This is a genomic window from Wolbachia endosymbiont of Onchocerca gibsoni (assembly GCF_029169405.1).
In the GTDB taxonomy this organism is placed as follows: Bacteria; Pseudomonadota; Alphaproteobacteria; order Rickettsiales; family Anaplasmataceae; genus Wolbachia.
In genome coordinates, this window is sequence record NZ_JABUMP010000001.1 from 551,592 (window position 1) to 570,524 (window position 18,933).

Sequence of the window (18,933 nt, forward strand, 5' to 3'; positions counted from 1 at the left end):
AAAACGCTTCTGTTACCATCAAGGGACTTAGAACAGTATCGGATTTTAATTATGAGTTTCAAATGAGTTAGGGTAAATTATAAACTTTCCATAAAATTGAGACTATATTTCCTCCTGCTCTGAAGACACTCAATTTATCTCATCAAGTTTTGTAAAAAAAATAGCAAGATTAGGAGAAAGTGTTAGCAAATTTGCTCCAGAAAGAGTTCAAAAGAGTTGATTAACTTCAACATGAATAAAGCAAGAAGTGAAGAATAGTATTTATTTTCCACTCCCAAATATATATATTTAACACATAAAATACTATAAACCAAAGGAGCAACATGACAGAAGTAAAGAATAATAGTGTAATAATAGTTTGTTGCCGCGGCGATGAGAAAGATAATGGTTCTGGTCATCCGCTAATATATTTGTATAAAGAAAAAGGAAAAACATTTTGTCCTTATTGTAATAAGCTGATGGATGAAGAATTTAAATCTAAAGAACCTAAACCCGCTGATAAATCTATCATGGAAGCAGCCAACAAAAGGAGAAAAATCCATGGGTGAACTTTAACAGCATTCCACTTTTTAAAATTAGCTAATTTATACAGATAGCAATAAGAGGAGTAGTGAAAATGAAGCTATCCATACGATCAAGTATTCCTCCATGGCCAGGTATCATACTTCCACTATCTTTAACATTATAAGCTCTTTTAATAAGAGATTCAGTGAAATCACCAAGTTGCGCTAGAATAGCAACTATAAGTCCAATTATTGGAGAATAAAAAATTGAAAATAGACCTAAAAATACTGATCCAAGAATCGCGCATATCATTCCAGCTAAGGTTGCACCAAAAAATCCTGACCAAGTTTTTCCAGGACTAACAATTGAGCAAATTCTGGCTCCACCAAAATTCTTACCAAACAGATACGCAGTAATATCAATATTCCAAATTGTTAAGATGAGCCATACTAATGTGTATTTCCCTTGTGGTAGATTATATAGGTATATCAACGAAGCATTCGGTAGTGCAATCAATAACAACGCGAAAACATATAAGATCCTGTTCCCCTGAGTTAGATTATACCACTCAAAAGAAGATAGAACTGCTATCGAAAGAACCAGTAGGTAAAATGATAAATCACTGAAATATATAGAAAAAAAGAATATAAGCAATATTATTATTGAAGACAGTACTCTAATTATAAAATTGTTATCTACCATACCTTTTCTCTCTTTTTGCATAGTCTTCTAATGCTCTGCTCAAATCTTGACAAGAAAAATCAGGCCACAAAGTATCACAAAAATATAATTCAGCGTAAGCTGCTTGCCATAATAAAAAGTTACTTAACCTTTTTTCACCACCAGTGCGAATTAATAAATCCAACTTTGGCAAATCTTTAGTATACAAAAATTTTTCAAATCTGTCCTCTGACACAGAATCAATATTTTCTTTTATAATTTTACTTATAGCATGTATAATTTCTTGTTTTGCTCCATAGCTAACCGCTACAGTAAGTAATAAGCTATCATTCTTACATGTCATTTCTTCCACTTTTTTTATTTGATCAAATACTTTTTGAGGTAACAAACTTAAATTTCCAACAAAATTCAATTTAATATTATAGTTACAAATAAAATCAACTTTATCTTTATCTGTCAAAGCAAAGTAAAGTAAATCAAATATGCAATCAATTTCTTCTTTGGGCCTGAGCCAATTTTCCATAGAAAATGCATATAAAGTTAAACATGGTATAGTTAAAGTTATGCAATACTTAGCAATATCGTATGCAACCTCACTACCTTTTCTATAACCATCAATTTTTATTTTCCCCTGCTTGTTTGCCCATCTACTATTACCATCCATTATGATCGCTAAATGTTTTGGTAGAGATTCTAAGTTCAACATTCAAATTTAACCAGGTTTTGACTTAAGTGAAAATTCTTTTGATTTCAGCTGGTACCTAGAAAGCACCATCTCAATATTCCAATTCTGAGATCCAGAAACCTTGATTGTAAACAATAAGCACATCAAGTTGATGAGCATAAAAGCAGCTGGTCTTATGTTATAAAATACAATATTCTTAATAAAGTTACTAAAAGCTGGATTCAAGTATCGGAAAACTGAGATGACACCCTTCCTGGCAGAAACTATTCTTAAACCGCAACACTCATACAGTCGCGCATCAGCTACCCGTATAATACCTTTTAAAGTAATTTGTTTTTCCTCACTATCGAAGGCTCCTTTCATATTAACTTAGCAATGCAATATCTCCTTTTCTTTAATAGACAATTCATCATCAATCTTTTCAATATTATCATCAGTAATATTTTGTATTTGCTTTTTAGCACCATGAAAATCATCCTCTGAGATTTCTTTACCCTCCTGCATTTTCTCTATTTCTTCCATAGCATCTCTACGTATATTTCTAATAGCAACCCGCGCATTTTCAGCGAACTGGTTCAATAATTTTACTAATCTTTCACGAGTTTCTTGCGTTAGATCTGGAAGAGTTACACGTATAGCATTACCTTCAACAACAGGGTTTAAATTTAGATTAGCACTTAATATAGCATTTTTTACTTCACCTATAATACTAATATCCCAAATTTTAATTGACAAAGTTTTATTATCTGCAACTGAGATACCTGCAACCTGATTTAGTTTTTGATGCCCACCATAGATGTTTACAACTATGCCATCTAGTAATGATGCGTTAGCTCTGCCGGTACGTATACCTTTAACATCATTATGAAAAGACTGAATAGTCTTTAGCATCTTTTCTTTTGTTTTAGTTTTTACCTCGTTCAACATAAATTACCTATCGTTTACAACCTGATAAAACTATAGTATAAGTACCAAGACCCTTAATAATATTAACTATTTTTTCCCCTTTCAAAGAAAAAACTATAATTGGAATAGAATTCTCACGCGCAAGAGAGACGGCTGATGCATCCATAATTTTTAAATCACGCGTTAATAAATCCATATAAGAAAGCCTATCATACATTATGGCATCTTCATTTTCCTCAGGATCAGCAGAGTATACACCATTTACTTGAGTGCCTTTCAGGATAACATCACAATTCATTTCAATAGCACGTAGAGCTGCAGCTGTATCTGTAGTAAAAAATGGATTACCAGTACCAGCTGCAAAGATTACTACTCTACCTTTTTCTAAATGACGAATAGCTTTTTCCCTTATATAAGGCTCACATATAGTGGTCATAGGTATTGCAGACAATACTCTAGAATTTACTGAATTTTTTTCTAAAAAGTTTTGCAAAGTTAGAGCATTGATTATAGTTGCAAGCATTCCAATATAATCACTACTTGCTCTTTCACAACTACTTAAAGATGCAGATGATGAACCACGGAAGATATTACCACCACCAACTACAATACATACTTGAACTCCAAGCTTGTAAACATCAGCTATACCTTTGCACAATTGATCTATAACTTCTATGTCGTGACCAAAAGGTCGTGATCCCATTAAAGCTTCACCAGAAATTTTCAATAATACCCTAAAGTACTTTAGCTTACTTTTCTCATCTGTTGCAGCAGTCATTTCTAACTACTAATTTTTATTACCCAAAATGAATAACTTATAATCAGACAATTTAATAGAAGAATTCACACTCAATTCACTCAACTTTATAAAATCAGAAATTTTTATCCTATTATCTTTGATAAATTTCTGCTCCAGCAAAACAACTTCTTCATAATACTTGACCATTCGACCATCTACTATTCTCTTTGTTACTTCTTTAGGCTTATTTAAGCTATTTACTTGTTCTTCAACTATAGAACGTTCATTATTCAACTTTGTATAACCTAAATCATCTATAGAAAGAGCTTCAGGCTTCATAGCAACTACGTGCATTGCTATTTGCTTTCCAATTTCCTGTAGCTTTAACTGATCACCTGATGACTGCAATGCAACCAAAGCCCCAGTTTTACCTAAGTTAGGTATATCACTATCACCATGCACGTAGCCAGCAATAACCCCATCCTTAACTTCCAGGTAACAAAGCTTGCTCAGCTCTACTTTTTCACCAAAAACAGACGTATTATTTATAATAGCTTCTTGCACTGTACCAATACCTTCATACTCAGCACTTTTTAAATTGCCAATGCTAGTACAACGTTTTTGATAAGCAATTGATACTAAGTTTGAAATCAACTCTATAAACTTTTCATTTCTCGCAACAAAATCAGTTTCACAATTGAGTTCTATCAATACACCACGGTTTTTATTTAAATGCATAGCAACTAGCCCATTCAAAGTTACCCTGTCAATCTTTTTATCAGCTTTAGTAAGTCCTATTGTACGTAATCTATCAATGGCTTTTTTAATACTACCATCACACTCTTCTAATGCTTTTTTACAGTCACTTAAACTAAGTCCTGTTCTACCGCGCAGTTCTCTTATACTATCTTGATTCATTTTCATCTATCACTAGCTCCTTTCCATCTCCTTTATGAACCTTACTATACCTCTTTTTAGCTTGTACAACATTATTTCCCTTCTCCTGAATAAACTCACTACCCTTTATATCACCAACCTTAACTCCAGACTTTGCCAAACTAGATTCTATCCCAGATAATATACAGTCAGCAGCTAACCTGCAATAAAGTTCTACTGATTTTCTTGAGTCATCATTCCCTGGTATAGGATAAGTAATATCATCCGGATTAGAGTTAGTATCAAGCACTGCAACTATTGGAATCCTTAATTTTTTAGCCTCTTTGACTGCAATGTGCTCTTTATTAGTATCGATAATAAATAAAATATCTGGAATTGCTCCCATTTCCCTAATGCCACCTAATGCTTTATCAAGTTTTTGCCTTTTCTTTTCAACATTCCCTAATTCTTTCTTCGTTAAAACGCTATTCTCATCATTTAAAATTTTCTCACACTGAATTAGAGTTTTTATCGAAGAAGAAACAGTTCCCCAGTTAGTAAGCATACCACCTAGCCAACGATAATTTACATAATATTGACCACAACGAATTGCTTCACTTGCAATAATATCTAAAGCCTGAAATTTCGTACCGACAAATAAAATGCGACCACCTTGAAATGCAACATCATATAAAGCTCTCATTGCCACCTGTAACAGTGGTAGTGTTTTTCGTAAATCAATTATATGTATACGATTTTCTTGATGTACTCCATATATATACGGAGCCATTTTTGGATTCCATCGACTAACCTTATGACCAAAATGCACACCAGATCCAGCTAAATCACGCACAGTAACTTCAGGCAAATTTACCATTCCAATTCCTTAAAATAGTTCATCTTTACATGGCAGAACCGTAACAAGACTATTTATATGAGCCATATGTGAAATAAAATTATTTTCATGATAATATAAAGAAGATTAAAATGCAAATAAAAAAATATTGACAAGATGAAGCATACTTATTAACCTTAAAAGTAAAGTTTCAAAAGGAAATGGGGNGGTGTAGCTCAGTTGGTTAGAGCGCATGCCTGTCACGCATGAGGTCATGGGTTCAAGTCTCATCACTCCCGCGTATAAGTTTCCTACAGAGCTTAAGCTTACTCTATTAGCTTTTTCTTCTTCGATTTAGATATATAACTTTATAGTAAATGAATCGTAGTATAATGCCAACAAATTTTAACTTCATTAGCTACAAGTAAAGAAAATTCTACTCCAAAAATATTAAAACTATGTATACAAAATTATTTTCACTTTTAGCATTTAAATATTCTGTATCTGTTGTAATGACTTCACTTCTAGCTTGCTATTCTTTAAATATTGGATTGCAAGCACTAGTGCTCTGCCCCCAGAAGCTGTAGTGCTATAAGCGATATTTTCCGAAATAGCAGTTCTACGAACATCTTTGCTATCTGAAACTGATTTTACACCTTTTGAAGTATTAATTACCAGATTTATTTTTCCATCTTTAAGCATATCAACTATATGAGGTCTGCCTTCTCTCACCTTATTCACAGCCTCTGCAGCTATACCATTATTATTCAGGTACAAAGCTGTACCTTTAGTGGCATATATCTCGAAACCCAGTTCTTCCAACATTTGTGCAACTGACAATATATACTCTTTATCATCATCCTTCACTGAAATTAGAGCTTTTCCTTCCGTTGGTAACTTATATCCTGCAGCCATGTACGCTTTCGCAAGCGCAGCTTCGAAGGATGAGTCAATTCCCATCACTTCTCCTGTTGACTTCATCTCAGGACCAAGTAAGGCATCAACTCCTAAAAAACGCGAAAACGGAAAAACAGCAGCTTTAACTGCAAAGTGATCAATAGATTTTTTTTCTTGGTCTAACTTTTTGCCTAAAATAACTTGAGCAGCAAGCTTCGCGATAGGAATATTGATTGCCTTAGAAATAAAAGGAACTGTGCGACTAGCCCTTAAGTTCACTTCAAGTATATATATATCACTTTCTTGAACGGCAAATTGAATATTTATCAGACCTTTAACTTTTAATTCAAGAGCTATTCTTTTAGTTTGCAGCTTAATTTCCTTCACAATTTTGTCACTTAATGTATTTGCTGGTATCGAACAAGTTGAATCACCGGAATGAATTCCAGCCTCCTCAATATGTTCCATAACCCCTGCAACGAAAACTCTTTCCCCATCACATATAGCATCAACATCAATTTCAACTGCATTTACCAAAAATTTATCAAGCAACAACGAGCCATGTCCAAAAATTTTAGTTTGACTAAGAACATATTCCTTAAAGCTGTCAATATCATGTTTGATTGACATAGATTGACCACCCAAAACATAGGATGGCCTAACCACTAATGGGAACCCAATTTTCTCTGCATTAGCTAATGCTTCTTCCACCGAAGAACAGATAGAACTCTCAGGTTGTTTTAAATTAAGTTGCAAAATAAGGTTCCTAAATCTCATACGATCTTCAGCAAGGTCTATAGAATCAAAAGATGTACCTAAGATATTAAAACCCCTTTTATTTAACGTTTTGGCTAATTTTAAAGGCGTCTGACCACCTATTTGGACTATAACACCAACCAGTGTGCCGTTTTCCTGCTCTTTACTTAGCACCTCAAGTACATCCTCTTCAGTTAATGAAGCAAAATATAAACGATCAGCAGTATCATAATCAGTTGAAACAGTTTCAGGGTTACAATTAATCATTATTGTTTCATATCCCATTTCTTTAGCAGCGGAAACTGCATGCACACATGCATAATCAAACTCAATACCTTGACCAATACGGTTTGGTCCACTACCTAAAATGACAACCTTCTTTCGGTCAGAAACGTTTGCTTCGCATTCTGCCTTATTCATAATCTCTCCTTCATAACACCCATACATATAAGCAGTACTAGACTCAAATTCAGCTGCACAAGTATCTACGCGTTTATAAACAGGTTTGATGCTAAACTTCTTTCTTATTGCTTCAATCTGCTCTATCCGATCTGGCATAGTTCTAGCACTTGAAGCCGAAATCTGCATTTGGATCTCAGTGTCAGCTATATGAATGACAGAAGTAGATTTATTGCTTAAACTTGCCAACCTTGCATCCGAAAATCCCATCTTTTTTAGTTCTAATATCTCGTGTGCAGCTTCAGGCAAACCGGTTTCCTTAATTTTCTGTTCAGCTAAAATAATTTGCTGTATATTCTGTAAAAACCATGGATCATACCTTGTAATCGAATTTATTTCTTCTATACTCATTCCATGACGCATTGCATCAGCAGCAGCCAGTAATCTGTTTGGTAGTAATTTTGCTAATTGAGATTTTATATGATTAACATCTGTGCCATTAGAGAACACTTCATCAAGCCCTGTAAGACCAGTTTCAAGTGAACGGAAAGCTTTCTGTATTGATTCATTAAAAGTACGTCCTATGGACATTACCTCTCCCACTGATTTCATAGAAGTTGATAATTCACAATCTGTTCCCTTAAATTTTTCAAACTCAAAACGAGGAATTTTAGTGACAATATAATCAACCACCGGTTCAAATGCAGCAGGTATAGTTGGTGCACAGTCATTGCGTATTTCATCAAGCGAATACCCAATAGCAAGCTTAGTTGCAACTTTTGCTATTGGATAGCCTGTTGCTTTTGAGGCAAGCGCAGAAGAGCGAGAAACCCTTGGATTCATTTCAATCACAACAAGGCTCCCATCTTCTTTAGGATTGACTGCAAATTGAACATTTGCACCACCAGCACTAACATCAATCTCTCTAAGTACTGCTATAGACGCATTTCTCATTTGTTGATACTCTGCATCGCGTAGAGTTAAAGCAGGAGCAACAGTAATGCTATCACCTGTATGAACTCCCATAGGATCAACATTCTCTATTGAACAAACCACTATACAGTTATCTTTACAATCACGAATAACTTCCATTTCATACTCTTTCCATCCAATAATGGATTCATCTATCTGAACTCCATTTATTGGTGAAACTTTTAAGGAGTTTTCTGCAATGTTGAAAAACTCTTCCTTATTATATGCTATACCACTGCCTGCACCGCCAAGAGTAAATGATGAACGGATAATTGCAGGCAAACCGACATAATCTAAAGCTTCCTTTATTTGCCTTTGATTTCNTATAATCATACTTTTAGGATACTTCAGCCCTATCTTATCCATAGACTGACGAAATAGCTCTCTATCTTCTGCTTTTTTAACTGCTTTTCTACTTACACCGATAAGCTTTACGTTATATGTATCCAATATTCCATCATCTGCAAGCTTCATTGCACAATTTAAAGCGGTTTGCCCACCCATAGTTGGTAATATTGCATCCGGCTTTTCCTTAATTAAGATTTTTTCTATGATCTCAGGTAGTATAGGTTCAATATACGTTGCATCAGAAAATTCAGGATCTGTCATTATAGTTGCAGGATTAGAGTTCACCAGAATAACTTTATAACCTTCATTCCTTAATACTTTACAACTTTGAGTTCCTGAGTAATCAAATTCACATGCCTGACCTATAACTATCGGACCTGCTCCTATTACTAATATAGATTCTATATCCGTGCATTTTGGCATAATATAACACAATCCTTACTTGAGTAATGTTACCAATCTTTCCTATAAATGTGAATTTTTATTGAATTTATGAGCTATATAATCAGGTGAAAACAATAGGTAATTTAAAATTAGTATAGTTTCCTAAAGAACGATATTCATATAACTCATTCAATAGATTTGCTCAATGGTAATATTTTTCCTGATATGTCACAATCCTCAGAAGCTAATTCCACAAATTTATCTGTCAGTTTATCAGATAACACTAGTTCAGGCATATCCTTTCCAGGAAAGGCTTGTTTATACATTTCGCTGTCAACAGGTCCCTCTGGATACACAGCATTTACGCATAGTTTTGTATGTTTTGTCTCAGATGCATATATCTTTACCATGATTTCTAGTGCAGCTTTACTTGCAGCATAAGGTACCCAATATGGGTAAGAAGATGGAGAAAGTGTTACTTCTGATGTCATGAATACTATCCTTCCAGAATTAGATTTCTTTAACACAGGATCTAAGTTTTTCAATAAGTACCAATTAGCAATAAAATTTGTATTCATTACATTCTGTAGCTCTTCAAGTTCGCAGTCATGAACAGGACTTAACTTACCTAAAATTCCAATACACGCAACTAATATATCAAGTACCCCAGACTCTGATAACTTCAGGCTCTCCATCATATTTGCTAATATCTTTACATTTTCAAAATCTAAAAGATCAAGCTGAATTAGCTTCACAGAGCCTTCTTTAAATCCTTCAAGTTTTTCAATTTCACTATATAGCGGCCTAAGATTATCAACAGATCTTGAAACTAAAATTACATACGCACCTTCCTTAATAAACCTTTTTGCAACAGCAGACCCTATTTCACTTGAAGCTCCAGTAATTAAAGCTATTTTACCTTCCAATTTACCCATCTATTTCTCCTCAGTGAAGCCCATTAAAGTATTTTAGCTGAAAATTAAACTTTGCTCCATATATAAAAATTAAACTTACTACATAAAAAAATAGTAATGACACTACCACACCACCTAAACTCCCGTATATCAAATCTAGTTGGCCAAAGGAAGCTTTTAAGTACTGCTTGAAAACCAAAGCAGAGATTGTCCAAAGCATAACAGCTACACAAGATCCAGGAAATACATCCGACAAGTTTTGTTTTATATTTGGCAATATAAAATATAGCCAAGAGACTACTATAAAGAGTACAAATTCAATAAGGAGATATTTTATGTAACTCAGTCCGTTATAGGAAAAACCTACTAGCATTGGCACTGATGCAGAGAATATTATAGTTAGAGTTATAATAAACGTAATTGCTAAAAATTGCAATATACTTAATATTCTCCTTAGTACATAAGGAGGAGAAACCGGAACTTTATAAGCTTTATTTAATGTCGTTCTAAGCCCCTCAACCGTTGATGAAGCAGTCCAAATAGCTCCTACAATTGCCAAAGTCAATAAACTATGTGGCGGACCTGATATTATCTCCTCAATGCGCGGCATTAAAGATGCTAAAATGTCTTGTGGCATATTGTCAATTATAGATGTCCAGCCAATGTTATATTGATCTAAGAAATTTGCAAATATTGATGCCAAAGCCATTAAGACGATAAGAAAAGGAAATATTGATAATAGAATTAAAAATGACAAGTATCCTGCATGCTCCATTCCGTCATTATAAATTGTATCAATCAAAGCACGATAAAGATAATAAATGATATTATAAAACTTATGCAGTAACTTATTCACTACAATGTAAATAAACTAAATAATATATTTTAAATGAAATAAAATGTATTTTTAAGTAAAAAACCCTTTAATGACATTAAAAATTGTTATGTATTACCATTTTTTTGCTGTTATAAATCCCTTCTTTTATCATTAAAGCCTTCAATGTTAGTTTTTAAAATAAAAGCTATAGAAATTACTTGATAAATTTTAACAACTTCATTATCTCGATATTAAGAGTGTTTTGACTACAAAGTCTATTTTTGGTATAAAGATTTAATGGTAAAATTTTCACTAAAAACTTAAAATTTAAGTGTCTTTTTTCGTGGATTATACAAGACTATAGTAGTTCCACATCTTTCAAGTTTTCCTTTACACATGGCTAAGTCGCGCTTAAACTAAGTGAAAGACTATCAGTGTTAGTTCATGGAATTAGAGAGTTAGGATCAGCTTCATCAAAAAAGTCTTGTGTACCATCAGAAGTAAAATTATTTGAGCTAATGAAATGGCCAGTGTAACTTTTCTTTTTTTCGATTACAAATAATTACCTACATCTTTTTCCTACTGTAAAAATCAAGTCCCTTTTAAATAGGTTAACTCATAATCATAATATTTCGGGGTTAAGTTCCTACTTTTATAACTTCTTTTTCATTTATTACAGGTAGTTGATTAACTCTTGCACTTTATAGTAGTTGTTTACTTTCTTCTCGCAATTACTTTAAACTTTTATTTAATTCATTAACCACTTTCACATTACATTTCAATTGTTCAAATATAGTTAATTTATATCCAGTTAAACTTTTATTCTCTTATCTCAATTTACCAATTTCTCACTTGAACCTTTATTCACAGCTTATACACCTTAGTCTTGTGTTCTACTCTCGTTACTCTGCCTTACCATTATGTTCAAAACTTCAGTTTAGGATTGACATAGCTACTGTTTCTCCTGACCTTCTTACTATAATATTATTCTGCAATTACTCTAGATTCTCTTTAACAAATCCAATTCCTCTTCTGCAATTACTAACAACATATTTTTCCTTTCTTTTGAGCTATAACACTAAGCTTTCCTACTCTCTTCTAAGTATTTCCCTTGTTTAGCTTACCTGCCAACAACTTATTACCTCTCTATTAGATCGTTGATTTATCATTCCTAACCTTCTTCTTTTTCTCTGCGTAGCCAATTTAACACTTCAGCCAATTCTTGATCCTTTAATTGCTCCTTACTTAACTGATCTATTACATCAGCTATTCCTTTATTCTATTTGTTAATTGAACTTTACTTTTTTACCTGCCAATTGAGATTTTAAATCTATTATTTCACTATCTTTATCTTTTAACTCTTGCTGCAATTCACTTATTCTTTGCTCTAACTCCCAACGCCTTAATTATTTTAGCCAATTTTTTTGTCTTCTTTTTTTTAACTTATAGCCTTTTAAGTTTCTTAACTTTTTCTTCCAAAGCTTGCTTCTTTATAGCCTTCTTCTACTATTTTCTCACCACAGTTTTTTAACTCTGCATTTTTTTCCTAAGATACCAGTTCCTTCTTCTAATTTCTTTCCCAGCTTATGCGTTTCTTCACCACTAAACTCACTAACACTAAACAAAGCCTTTCCCCATAAAGAAAAGGCGAGTTTTCCTTCAAGAGAAGAACATAAATTACTGCTCGATATAGACACTACGGTAACATAGGTGATCTCGTGTCAACATTACTTACTTTAGTATCTGGCTGATCTCCTCTATTTTAGAGCATATCAGCAAAAGCGTGATACAAAGTTTTTCTATTAAGAAATAACTTCTTTATTCTGTTTAACTAATCTCAACATTTTATTTTCTTCTCCTTTGGCAATAGATCCATAAACCTTGAATCACCAAATTTCTGTTCATCAATTATCCCTTATACCATCTCAGATCTTACTGCTGTAGTAATATCACACCTACACTATCACCCTTTAGAACCTTTATCTTGTTAGTTAATTGGCTTTTTACATAAACCAGAGCTAGGGGAAACTATAGTTCCCATCACTACTACTTTTCTTGAATACAGTTACTCGATTAACTTCTCCTAAAGGCATACTTCAAATCTAATCTCCTTATTAGCCTCTAAAATAGAGATAGTCTTCGTTAGCTTTTTTTCATTTTCTAACCTACTTTTAACGAAATCCTAAAATTACCACAAGACTCAATGAAACTCAAAATATTATTTTTCCTCTGCTTATCCACATCCAAATTTTGGTTTCTAACAAACATACTTTCATTCTTCTTCTACGTAAGTAGACTTTTTCCCTTTGCATTGCTTAATTTTTCTAAAAAATATACTTAAACTTAACTAACTATACAAATGAATAAAGAAGAAACTTGAGCATCTATCTACAATATTATATAGTAGTTATCCTAAGCAACACAGTATGGACAATACTATTATAAGAAAATATGATATTAGAGGTATAGTAGGCAAAGATCTACAGATCAATGATGGATATGAAATAGGCAGAAAATTTGGCCAAACCGTATCCAGTGTTTGTATAGGCTATGACAGCAGGATAGATTCACCAAGTATAGAAAAAGAACTAATCAGAGGTTTGACTTTGTCCGGAGCAAATGTTACACGTGTTGGACTATGTTCTTTACCCATGCTCTACACTGCAACACAAATTATGCAGGCAGATCTTGGTATTATGATTACTGCTTCACATAACCCCAGCAAGTATAATGGCTTTAAATTTTTTAGCAGTAAAAAAACTTACTCAGATCAAGAAATAAGGGAAGTTACAAGTAATCCGATTAAAAACAGTACAAAAACTGGAAGCTTAATTAACATAAATATATATGGCGAATACATTCGCATATTAAAAAGTGCATTAAAGACCAACAATACTACGCAAAAGCTAAAAATGGCCTGGGATTGTGGAAATAGTCCAGTAAGTGGAATTTTAAGGCACATTGAAACAATCCTATCTGGTCATACGCATATTGTAGTCAATAACTCTATAGACGGAGCATTTCCACTACATGATCCAGATCCTATAGAAGAAAAAAACCTCGCTCAATTAATCGATATCGTACAAAAAGATAAATGTGATCTTGGCATTGCACTTGATGGCGATAGTGACAGAGTGTGCTTAATTGACAATAAGGGTAATATCGTTTTCAACGATCATTTATTTATGATTTTCGCGCGTGAAGTACTAGAAGAATATCCACAAAGCAAAGTTATTGCTAACATAAAAATGAGTATGAAAGCACACGATTTTGTCAACAAGTTAGGAGGACAAGTAATTATTTGTGCTACTGGGCACTCACTAATTAAGAAGAAAATGTTAGAGGAAGAAGCAAAGTTTGCTGGTGAGTTAAGCGGACATTTTTTCTTTTCTGAACTAGGTTTTGATGATGGAATGTATTCTGCTATCAAAGCTATTGACATTCTGCTCAAGAAAAACCAAAGCCTATTTCAGATGATTGAGGATTTACCAAAATTATATATCACTCATGAAGTGAAAATTGTGGTTAAAGACGAAAAAAAATTTCAAATTATTGAATTAATAAAGAAAACACTAAAACAACAAAATATCATATTTTCAGAGTTTGATGGCATTAAAGTAACCAATAACGATAACAAAGGCTGGTGGCTTCTTAGAGAATCAAACACACAAAATTGCATCACAGGAAGATGCGAAGGAAATACTTTAGAAGACTTTGAACTTACTAAAAAGACTTTATTTTATTATATTGATGAAGTAAGGTCCCTTAATTGTAACCATCAAAATAAGTAGTTTATAAAGCTCCCCCTACCCTGTCTTCTTATGTTTCCCATAGTGAGTGTCCTTAAGGTACACACCAAAAAAAGGCTAACAAGGTTGCTAAAGCATTACACTTAATAATATTCAAATTAAAAATATTAACTAAATTTAGCTAGTATGCAGGAGAAATTTTATGTTTAAAAGAATCAATTCAACAAATTTTTTGACAAGCCTAACTTGGTAAAGGAAATGTGTAAAAGAAATACATACTGCACGAAGCAATACTTAGAAAAGGTAAATTTATATCACAAGGCATGCAGTAATAATAAGAAATTAAAAATTTTTGATAAAAACAATATAAAGATTATCAAAGTGAATGCAATAAAAAAGCACTAAATGAAAGAGAGAAGTGTGAGAAAAAATGCAGCATTAAAAAAAATTATAGAGGAAGCAACAGAAAAATACTAATGATATAAAAGATAGCACAATAAATCAAGTAGCAGAGGAAGAGTTATAAAATGCAAAGAAAAGACTATATCGGAAGCAGTATTATAATATAAGCAAGCGCATGAAAAAGCAGAGAAAGAATATAAACAAGATCAAAATAAACAGAGAAAAAATGCGTATAAAATACGNNAAAAGTAAAAAGCTTATGGAAAAGCCAGATTATGAACCTTATGTAGAGGCATGATAAGAATATAACCATAATGGAAGAAAATCGTGCAAATAATACCTCTATTACGGCACTTGATCTTTTATATAACAAATAACACTGTTCTTCTTTTAGAAGAAAACAGTAAAATAGATAAACAAGACAGCAATAAGAAACTTTAACTTAAAAACAGTTAAAATGACTTATATTACTGAACATAATATATACAGTTAANGCTATTGCAACTTGAACACTTATAGCCCCACTGCTTTAGCTTTTTATTACAATCTGCACATTTCCAATATGGATCAGATATAGCCTCTGAGTCCATCTTGTTTAGCCAATAAATTACTTGTTCATACTCTTGTAATGCAACTTTGAGCTGTATCATAATAAGATAGATTGACACATAATTAGCTTTTCTCATAGCAATATCTAAATGTTGACTTGCAAGATCATATTTACTTAAGCTAATTGAAGATAAAGCAAGTAAACAATAACTAAAATAATAATCAGAACGTAGGTTATATAGCTTTTCAGCACCTTTACTATTTAAACTAATGTAAATCTTAGCTGATTGGGGAGTAGGATTTACTGTATACTCTTCTTCTAACACTACAGAAGCTTTTCTAATTTTTCCAAGTTTAATATATAACTCTGCTCTTAAATAATTAATTGGCTGAAAAGCTGCACAATAACTTTGTGCTTTAAATAAAGAACTCAAAGCTTTCTTGTAATTCCCTTTATTTTCATATTGTTTTGCCGAAGCACAATAAAAAACCGCTAACATTTTCTCACAATCAAAGGGAAGAAAAATATTAAACTTTATAGCTTCCTTTAACTTCAAAATTGCGTTAATCCAATCCTCGTGCAATATGCAACGCTCTATTTGAAAGGGAATAGACAGAATTTTATCGTTAATTGAACTAGAACAATACTCTATGAATTTTTGAAAGACTGCTTTTTCTTGTTTAAGATGAACAATTAGCTTATTAATTACAAGGAGAGCTAAGTTAAGATTTTTATTTGCAACATTTAATAAACTATTGCTAAAAAAGCTATAATTTCCCATCTTACATGAGTCAAAGAGCTTTATTAAAGATAATCTACCATTTTCTCCACTTAAATTCTTAACTAGCCTGTGCGCATTTTCTATATTGCCTAAATCCATACTAAATAAAGCTTCAAAAAGAAGCAATTCCTCTCTATCTCTTTTTCTATTTCTCATACTGACAAATATTGATAAAATAAAAAAATAAAAATATATAAGTACAATTAATAAAAATAATAAAAGTACACAAGTGAAAATAATAAAATACAGATCAACACTTATGATGTAACTAACTGATTCCAACTTTATTACTTCACCACCCATCTTGATCCACATGCCAAATAAAAAAGAGAGAGTGAGAACTATAAAATAAATCATGAAATATATTGCAATAAATACCGATATATTGTTGAAATATTCTTATACGCTATAATAAAACTATTTAATCTATTAAGCCATGGTTTAAATTCTGGGTGTGTTAAATTACCTACTACAGTAGTTATTTCTTGCCAATTATTATCGTTTATTAACTCCTCAATCTCTACAAGTTTCATCCTTAGTGGATCATTTTTATCTTTTATCTTTACCCAGTTTGAAATAATTTTTTGAAATAGTATACTTTTATTATAGTTAATAGCATCAATGATTTTCTCAAAAGACGATCTCAACTCGTGTAAAGTACTTACCTCTTTCAAACCTCCCAATTCACTTAGAGCATTTTCTAATTCTGGATCATCAAGTTCTAATATTAAGGGCCTTATTGCGTTTACATAATCATCAAGTTTTTCCTTTTTTAACAACGAATTCTTCATTTTAACTACAAGTAGCAGTAATTTTGCAATATTCTTATGCCTTGAACTACCATTATCTTGCTCACATTGAGTGAGTAAATTTTTCTTTAATTCAAATATTTTTTTTTCTATTCTAGATTGGTTAACATCAAGCAACATCTTTAACTCATCTATTTTTTCTGCTAAACTCTTTATATTACTTTCGCTTTCTCGTTGATTCATTTTTAAAAATATTATGCTGTTTATCATAATATAAGTAATACTCAATACCATAATCAAAAACCAGCTTATATACTGTCGTTGAATATCATTCATAACATAGTATCTCCGCAGGATCTTGCGCAGCTGCTTGTAATGCAGGAGCAATTGTTGCTAAAAATGACAAGAATAGTGCAAGTATAGAAATATTCACTACGTCTTGAGGAACTAATATTACTGGCAAATTTGAAAAAAAGTATATCATAGGGTCGAGCAGTTTGATATTAGTAATATTTTCTAAAAATACTCTAATATTTTCAATGTTAAGAGAAAAAACAATACCCGCAATACACCCGAGGCAAGTTCCTGCAATACCAATAAGTAGACCACAAGTGCAAAATATACGTATAATACTTCCACTTGTTGCCCCAAACGTTCGCATAATTGCAATTGCGAATTTCTTTTCTTGCACTATTATCATTAAACTTGAAACAATATTGAATGCCGCTACAATTATAATCAAAGTAAGAATTAAAAACATTACATTCCTTTCGGTTTTTAAAGCATGAAAATAGTTGCTATGTTGTAACTGCCAACTTTCAGCTCTCATTCCTGTTTTTTTTTCTATAGCACTTGCTAGTTCACTCACCCCAGCAGTGTCGTCCACAAATACTTCTATATTTCTCACGCTATCTTTATAATTAAAAAAAGCCTGTGCTGATTTTATGGGCATATATATTAAAGTACTATCATACTCGAGCATACCCATATCAAATATTGCTACAACCTCATATTCTTTCACTTTCGGCATTACACCAAATAATGCATCAAATCCTTCAGGTGATATAAGCACAATTTTATCGCCATAATTAATGTTTAAAGCTTCTACTAATCGAGCTCCTACTATTACCCCTTTATCAAATTCTTTCGCATTACCCACAATTATATTATCTGTAATAGTAGTAGTATAAAATAAGTCTTTAGTTGACATGCTTCGTACTATGCTACTTGCAATTCTATCATTTGCCGCAACAATAACTTGATCATTGGTCATAGGAATTGCTTTTAATACACCTGGAATTTTCTCGATAGATTTTGATACTGCACGATAATCTGAATTTACGTTTCTATCGAAATAAACATTAATATGACCATCAATACCAAGTATTAAGTCAAGTAACTTTACCTTAAATCCATTCATCACAGACATCACCACTATTAGTGTTGCAACTCCAAGAGCAATGCCAACAATAGAAAACAAAGTCGTTATAGAGCAAAACTTAGCATTTTTCGCCTGTAAATAGCGAATAGCCATAGTAACTTCAAAGGTAATGGACATTATAAAACATTTTGAAATTAAGCATTATATCCCTAAAATATCACGCAATTATAAATCTTTCTTTACTTAAAAACTAGAGATTTTTACCTTCCTAGATTTAGAAAACTCTCTACTTTAAAAAGCCAACTACCTAAGTAGAAGGCTTATACTTCTATTTTTAATCTTATGAGAAACTTTACTTAGAATCTTTATTACATAATCTTTTGCTATAACATAGCCTGTCATCTAAATTATTATGCCTAACCCCTGATAGGACCATCATATAATATTCTATTCATTTCATAGTGATGAAATCATTTAGAAATAAAGCTTAATAAATTAATAAAAAGATTCTTTATAAATAAGAAAACCTTTACACACTAAAATTGCACTACAAAATCTCCATTCCTCAATTTCTTTAGTCATGATTAGAGCATCTTGCTGCTTCATAA

At 32.3% G+C, this 18,933-nt stretch carries 16 protein-coding genes, 1 tRNA gene and 1 pseudogene; 4 read left to right on the forward strand and 14 right to left on the reverse strand.

From position 1 onward, the window contains the following. Positions 1 to 258, forward strand: a pseudogene (locus HSX44_RS02065) (pantetheine-phosphate adenylyltransferase); the annotation flags it as partial. 65 nt (positions 259 to 323) lie between these two features. Further along, entirely contained in the window at positions 324 to 548 is a 225-nt protein-coding gene (locus tag HSX44_RS02070; RefSeq protein ID WP_275602091.1) for a zinc-finger domain-containing protein, read from the forward strand. A gap of 31 nt (positions 549 to 579) precedes the next feature. Here HSX44_RS02070 and HSX44_RS02075 read toward each other — a convergent pair whose 3' ends face one another. The 7 genes from HSX44_RS02075 to rpsB are packed head-to-tail and all read right to left on the reverse strand — an operon-like array spanning position 580 to position 5,268. After that, the gene (locus HSX44_RS02075) at positions 580 to 1,206 is read right to left on the reverse strand and encodes a phosphatidate cytidylyltransferase (protein WP_338063366.1); all 627 of its coding nucleotides are present in this window, start codon (positions 1,204 to 1,206) and stop codon (positions 580 to 582) included. Next, positions 1,196 to 1,891 (reverse strand): polyprenyl diphosphate synthase, encoded by a 696-nt coding sequence (gene uppS / locus HSX44_RS02080; protein WP_275602094.1) that lies wholly within the window; start codon positions 1,889 to 1,891, stop codon positions 1,196 to 1,198. The genes HSX44_RS02075 and uppS overlap by 11 nt, the downstream gene beginning before the upstream one ends. Before the next feature lie 6 nt (positions 1,892 to 1,897). Further along, the gene (locus HSX44_RS02085) at positions 1,898 to 2,233 is read right to left on the reverse strand and encodes a hypothetical protein (RefSeq protein ID WP_275602095.1); all 336 of its coding nucleotides are present in this window, start codon (positions 2,231 to 2,233) and stop codon (positions 1,898 to 1,900) included. Between the two features lie 6 nt (positions 2,234 to 2,239). Further along, the gene (frr, locus tag HSX44_RS02090; RefSeq protein ID WP_275602096.1) at positions 2,240 to 2,797 is read right to left on the reverse strand and encodes a ribosome recycling factor; all 558 of its coding nucleotides are present in this window, start codon (positions 2,795 to 2,797) and stop codon (positions 2,240 to 2,242) included. A gap of 7 nt (positions 2,798 to 2,804) precedes the next feature. Continuing rightward, positions 2,805 to 3,554: a UMP kinase gene (pyrH, locus tag HSX44_RS02095; RefSeq protein ID WP_275602097.1), complete on the reverse strand. Its 750-nt coding sequence runs from the start codon at positions 3,552 to 3,554 to the stop codon at positions 2,805 to 2,807. Positions 3,555 to 3,563: 9 nt separating this feature from the next. Then, entirely contained in the window at positions 3,564 to 4,439 is an 876-nt protein-coding gene (gene tsf / locus HSX44_RS02100; RefSeq protein WP_275602098.1) for a translation elongation factor Ts, read from the reverse strand. Continuing rightward, complete coding sequence (gene rpsB, locus HSX44_RS02105) at positions 4,420 to 5,268, reverse strand: 30S ribosomal protein S2 (RefSeq protein ID WP_275602099.1); 849 nt, start codon at positions 5,266 to 5,268, stop codon at positions 4,420 to 4,422. Before rpsB ends, tsf begins: the two co-directional genes overlap by 20 nt. Before the next feature lie 183 nt (positions 5,269 to 5,451). On the opposite strand from rpsB, the gene HSX44_RS02110 reads away from it, so the two are divergent. Next, positions 5,452 to 5,525, forward strand: a tRNA-Asp gene (locus tag HSX44_RS02110). Positions 5,526 to 5,715: 190 nt separating this feature from the next. Here HSX44_RS02110 and carB read toward each other — a convergent pair. The 4 genes from carB to HSX44_RS02130 all read right to left on the reverse strand — a co-directional run bounded on the left by carB (position 5,716) and on the right by HSX44_RS02130 (position 12,410). Beyond that, on the reverse strand, positions 5,716 to 9,021 hold the full coding sequence (carB, locus tag HSX44_RS02115) for a carbamoyl-phosphate synthase large subunit (protein WP_275602100.1): 3,306 nt from the start codon (positions 9,019 to 9,021) through the stop codon (positions 5,716 to 5,718). 146 nt (positions 9,022 to 9,167) lie between these two features. Then, positions 9,168 to 9,917, reverse strand: coding sequence for an SDR family oxidoreductase (locus HSX44_RS02120; protein ID WP_275602101.1), 750 nt, complete (start codon positions 9,915 to 9,917; stop codon positions 9,168 to 9,170). 10 nt (positions 9,918 to 9,927) lie between these two features. Next, entirely contained in the window at positions 9,928 to 10,671 is a 744-nt protein-coding gene (locus HSX44_RS02125) for a YihY/virulence factor BrkB family protein (RefSeq protein WP_275602102.1), read from the reverse strand. A gap of 1,556 nt (positions 10,672 to 12,227) precedes the next feature. Beyond that, positions 12,228 to 12,410, reverse strand: a complete 183-nt coding sequence (locus HSX44_RS02130) for a hypothetical protein (protein WP_275602103.1) — start codon at positions 12,408 to 12,410, stop codon at positions 12,228 to 12,230. Between the two features lie 729 nt (positions 12,411 to 13,139). Here HSX44_RS02130 and HSX44_RS02135 point away from each other — a divergent pair. Next, entirely contained in the window at positions 13,140 to 14,504 is a 1,365-nt protein-coding gene (locus tag HSX44_RS02135) for a phosphomannomutase/phosphoglucomutase (protein ID WP_275602104.1), read from the forward strand. An 827-nt stretch (positions 14,505 to 15,331) separates the two neighbouring features. On the opposite strand, the gene HSX44_RS02140 is transcribed toward HSX44_RS02135, so the two are convergent. The 3 genes from HSX44_RS02140 to HSX44_RS02150 are packed head-to-tail and all read right to left on the reverse strand — an operon-like array spanning position 15,332 to position 18,502. Continuing rightward, positions 15,332 to 16,552, reverse strand: coding sequence for a heme biosynthesis protein HemY (locus HSX44_RS02140; protein WP_275602105.1), 1,221 nt, complete (start codon positions 16,550 to 16,552; stop codon positions 15,332 to 15,334). After that, the gene (locus HSX44_RS02145) at positions 16,549 to 17,280 is read right to left on the reverse strand and encodes a hypothetical protein (RefSeq protein ID WP_338063354.1); all 732 of its coding nucleotides are present in this window, start codon (positions 17,278 to 17,280) and stop codon (positions 16,549 to 16,551) included. The genes HSX44_RS02140 and HSX44_RS02145 overlap by 4 nt, the downstream gene beginning before the upstream one ends. Beyond that, positions 17,273 to 18,502, reverse strand: a complete 1,230-nt coding sequence (locus HSX44_RS02150; RefSeq protein WP_275602107.1) for a lipoprotein-releasing ABC transporter permease subunit — start codon at positions 18,500 to 18,502, stop codon at positions 17,273 to 17,275. Before HSX44_RS02150 ends, HSX44_RS02145 begins: the two co-directional genes overlap by 8 nt. Positions 18,503 to 18,933: the final 431 nt, after the last annotated feature.

Coding starts and splice junctions, on each gene's coding strand:
- HSX44_RS02070 (WP_275602091.1), top strand. CDS start 324: ATGACAGAAGTAAAGAATAATAGTGTAATAATAGTTTGTTGCCGCGGC.
- HSX44_RS02075 (WP_338063366.1), bottom strand. CDS start 1,206: ATGGTAGATAACAATTTTATAATTAGAGTACTGTCTTCAATAATAATA.
- uppS (WP_275602094.1), bottom strand. CDS start 1,891: ATGTTGAACTTAGAATCTCTACCAAAACATTTAGCGATCATAATGGAT.
- HSX44_RS02085 (WP_275602095.1), bottom strand. CDS start 2,233: ATGAAAGGAGCCTTCGATAGTGAGGAAAAACAAATTACTTTAAAAGGT.
- frr (WP_275602096.1), bottom strand. CDS start 2,797: ATGTTGAACGAGGTAAAAACTAAAACAAAAGAAAAGATGCTAAAGACT.
- pyrH (WP_275602097.1), bottom strand. CDS start 3,554: ATGACTGCTGCAACAGATGAGAAAAGTAAGCTAAAGTACTTTAGGGTA.
- tsf (WP_275602098.1), bottom strand. CDS start 4,439: ATGAAAATGAATCAAGATAGTATAAGAGAACTGCGCGGTAGAACAGGA.
- rpsB (WP_275602099.1), bottom strand. CDS start 5,268: ATGGTAAATTTGCCTGAAGTTACTGTGCGTGATTTAGCTGGATCTGGT.
- HSX44_RS02120 (WP_275602101.1), bottom strand. CDS start 9,917: ATGGGTAAATTGGAAGGTAAAATAGCTTTAATTACTGGAGCTTCAAGT.
- HSX44_RS02125 (WP_275602102.1), bottom strand. CDS start 10,671: ATGGAGCATGCAGGATACTTGTCATTTTTAATTCTATTATCAATATTT.
- HSX44_RS02135 (WP_275602104.1), top strand. CDS start 13,140: ATGGACAATACTATTATAAGAAAATATGATATTAGAGGTATAGTAGGC.
- HSX44_RS02145 (WP_338063354.1), bottom strand. CDS start 17,280: ATGAATGATATTCAACGACAGTATATAAGCTGGTTTTTGATTATGGTA.
- HSX44_RS02150 (WP_275602107.1), bottom strand. CDS start 18,502: ATGTCCATTACCTTTGAAGTTACTATGGCTATTCGCTATTTACAGGCG.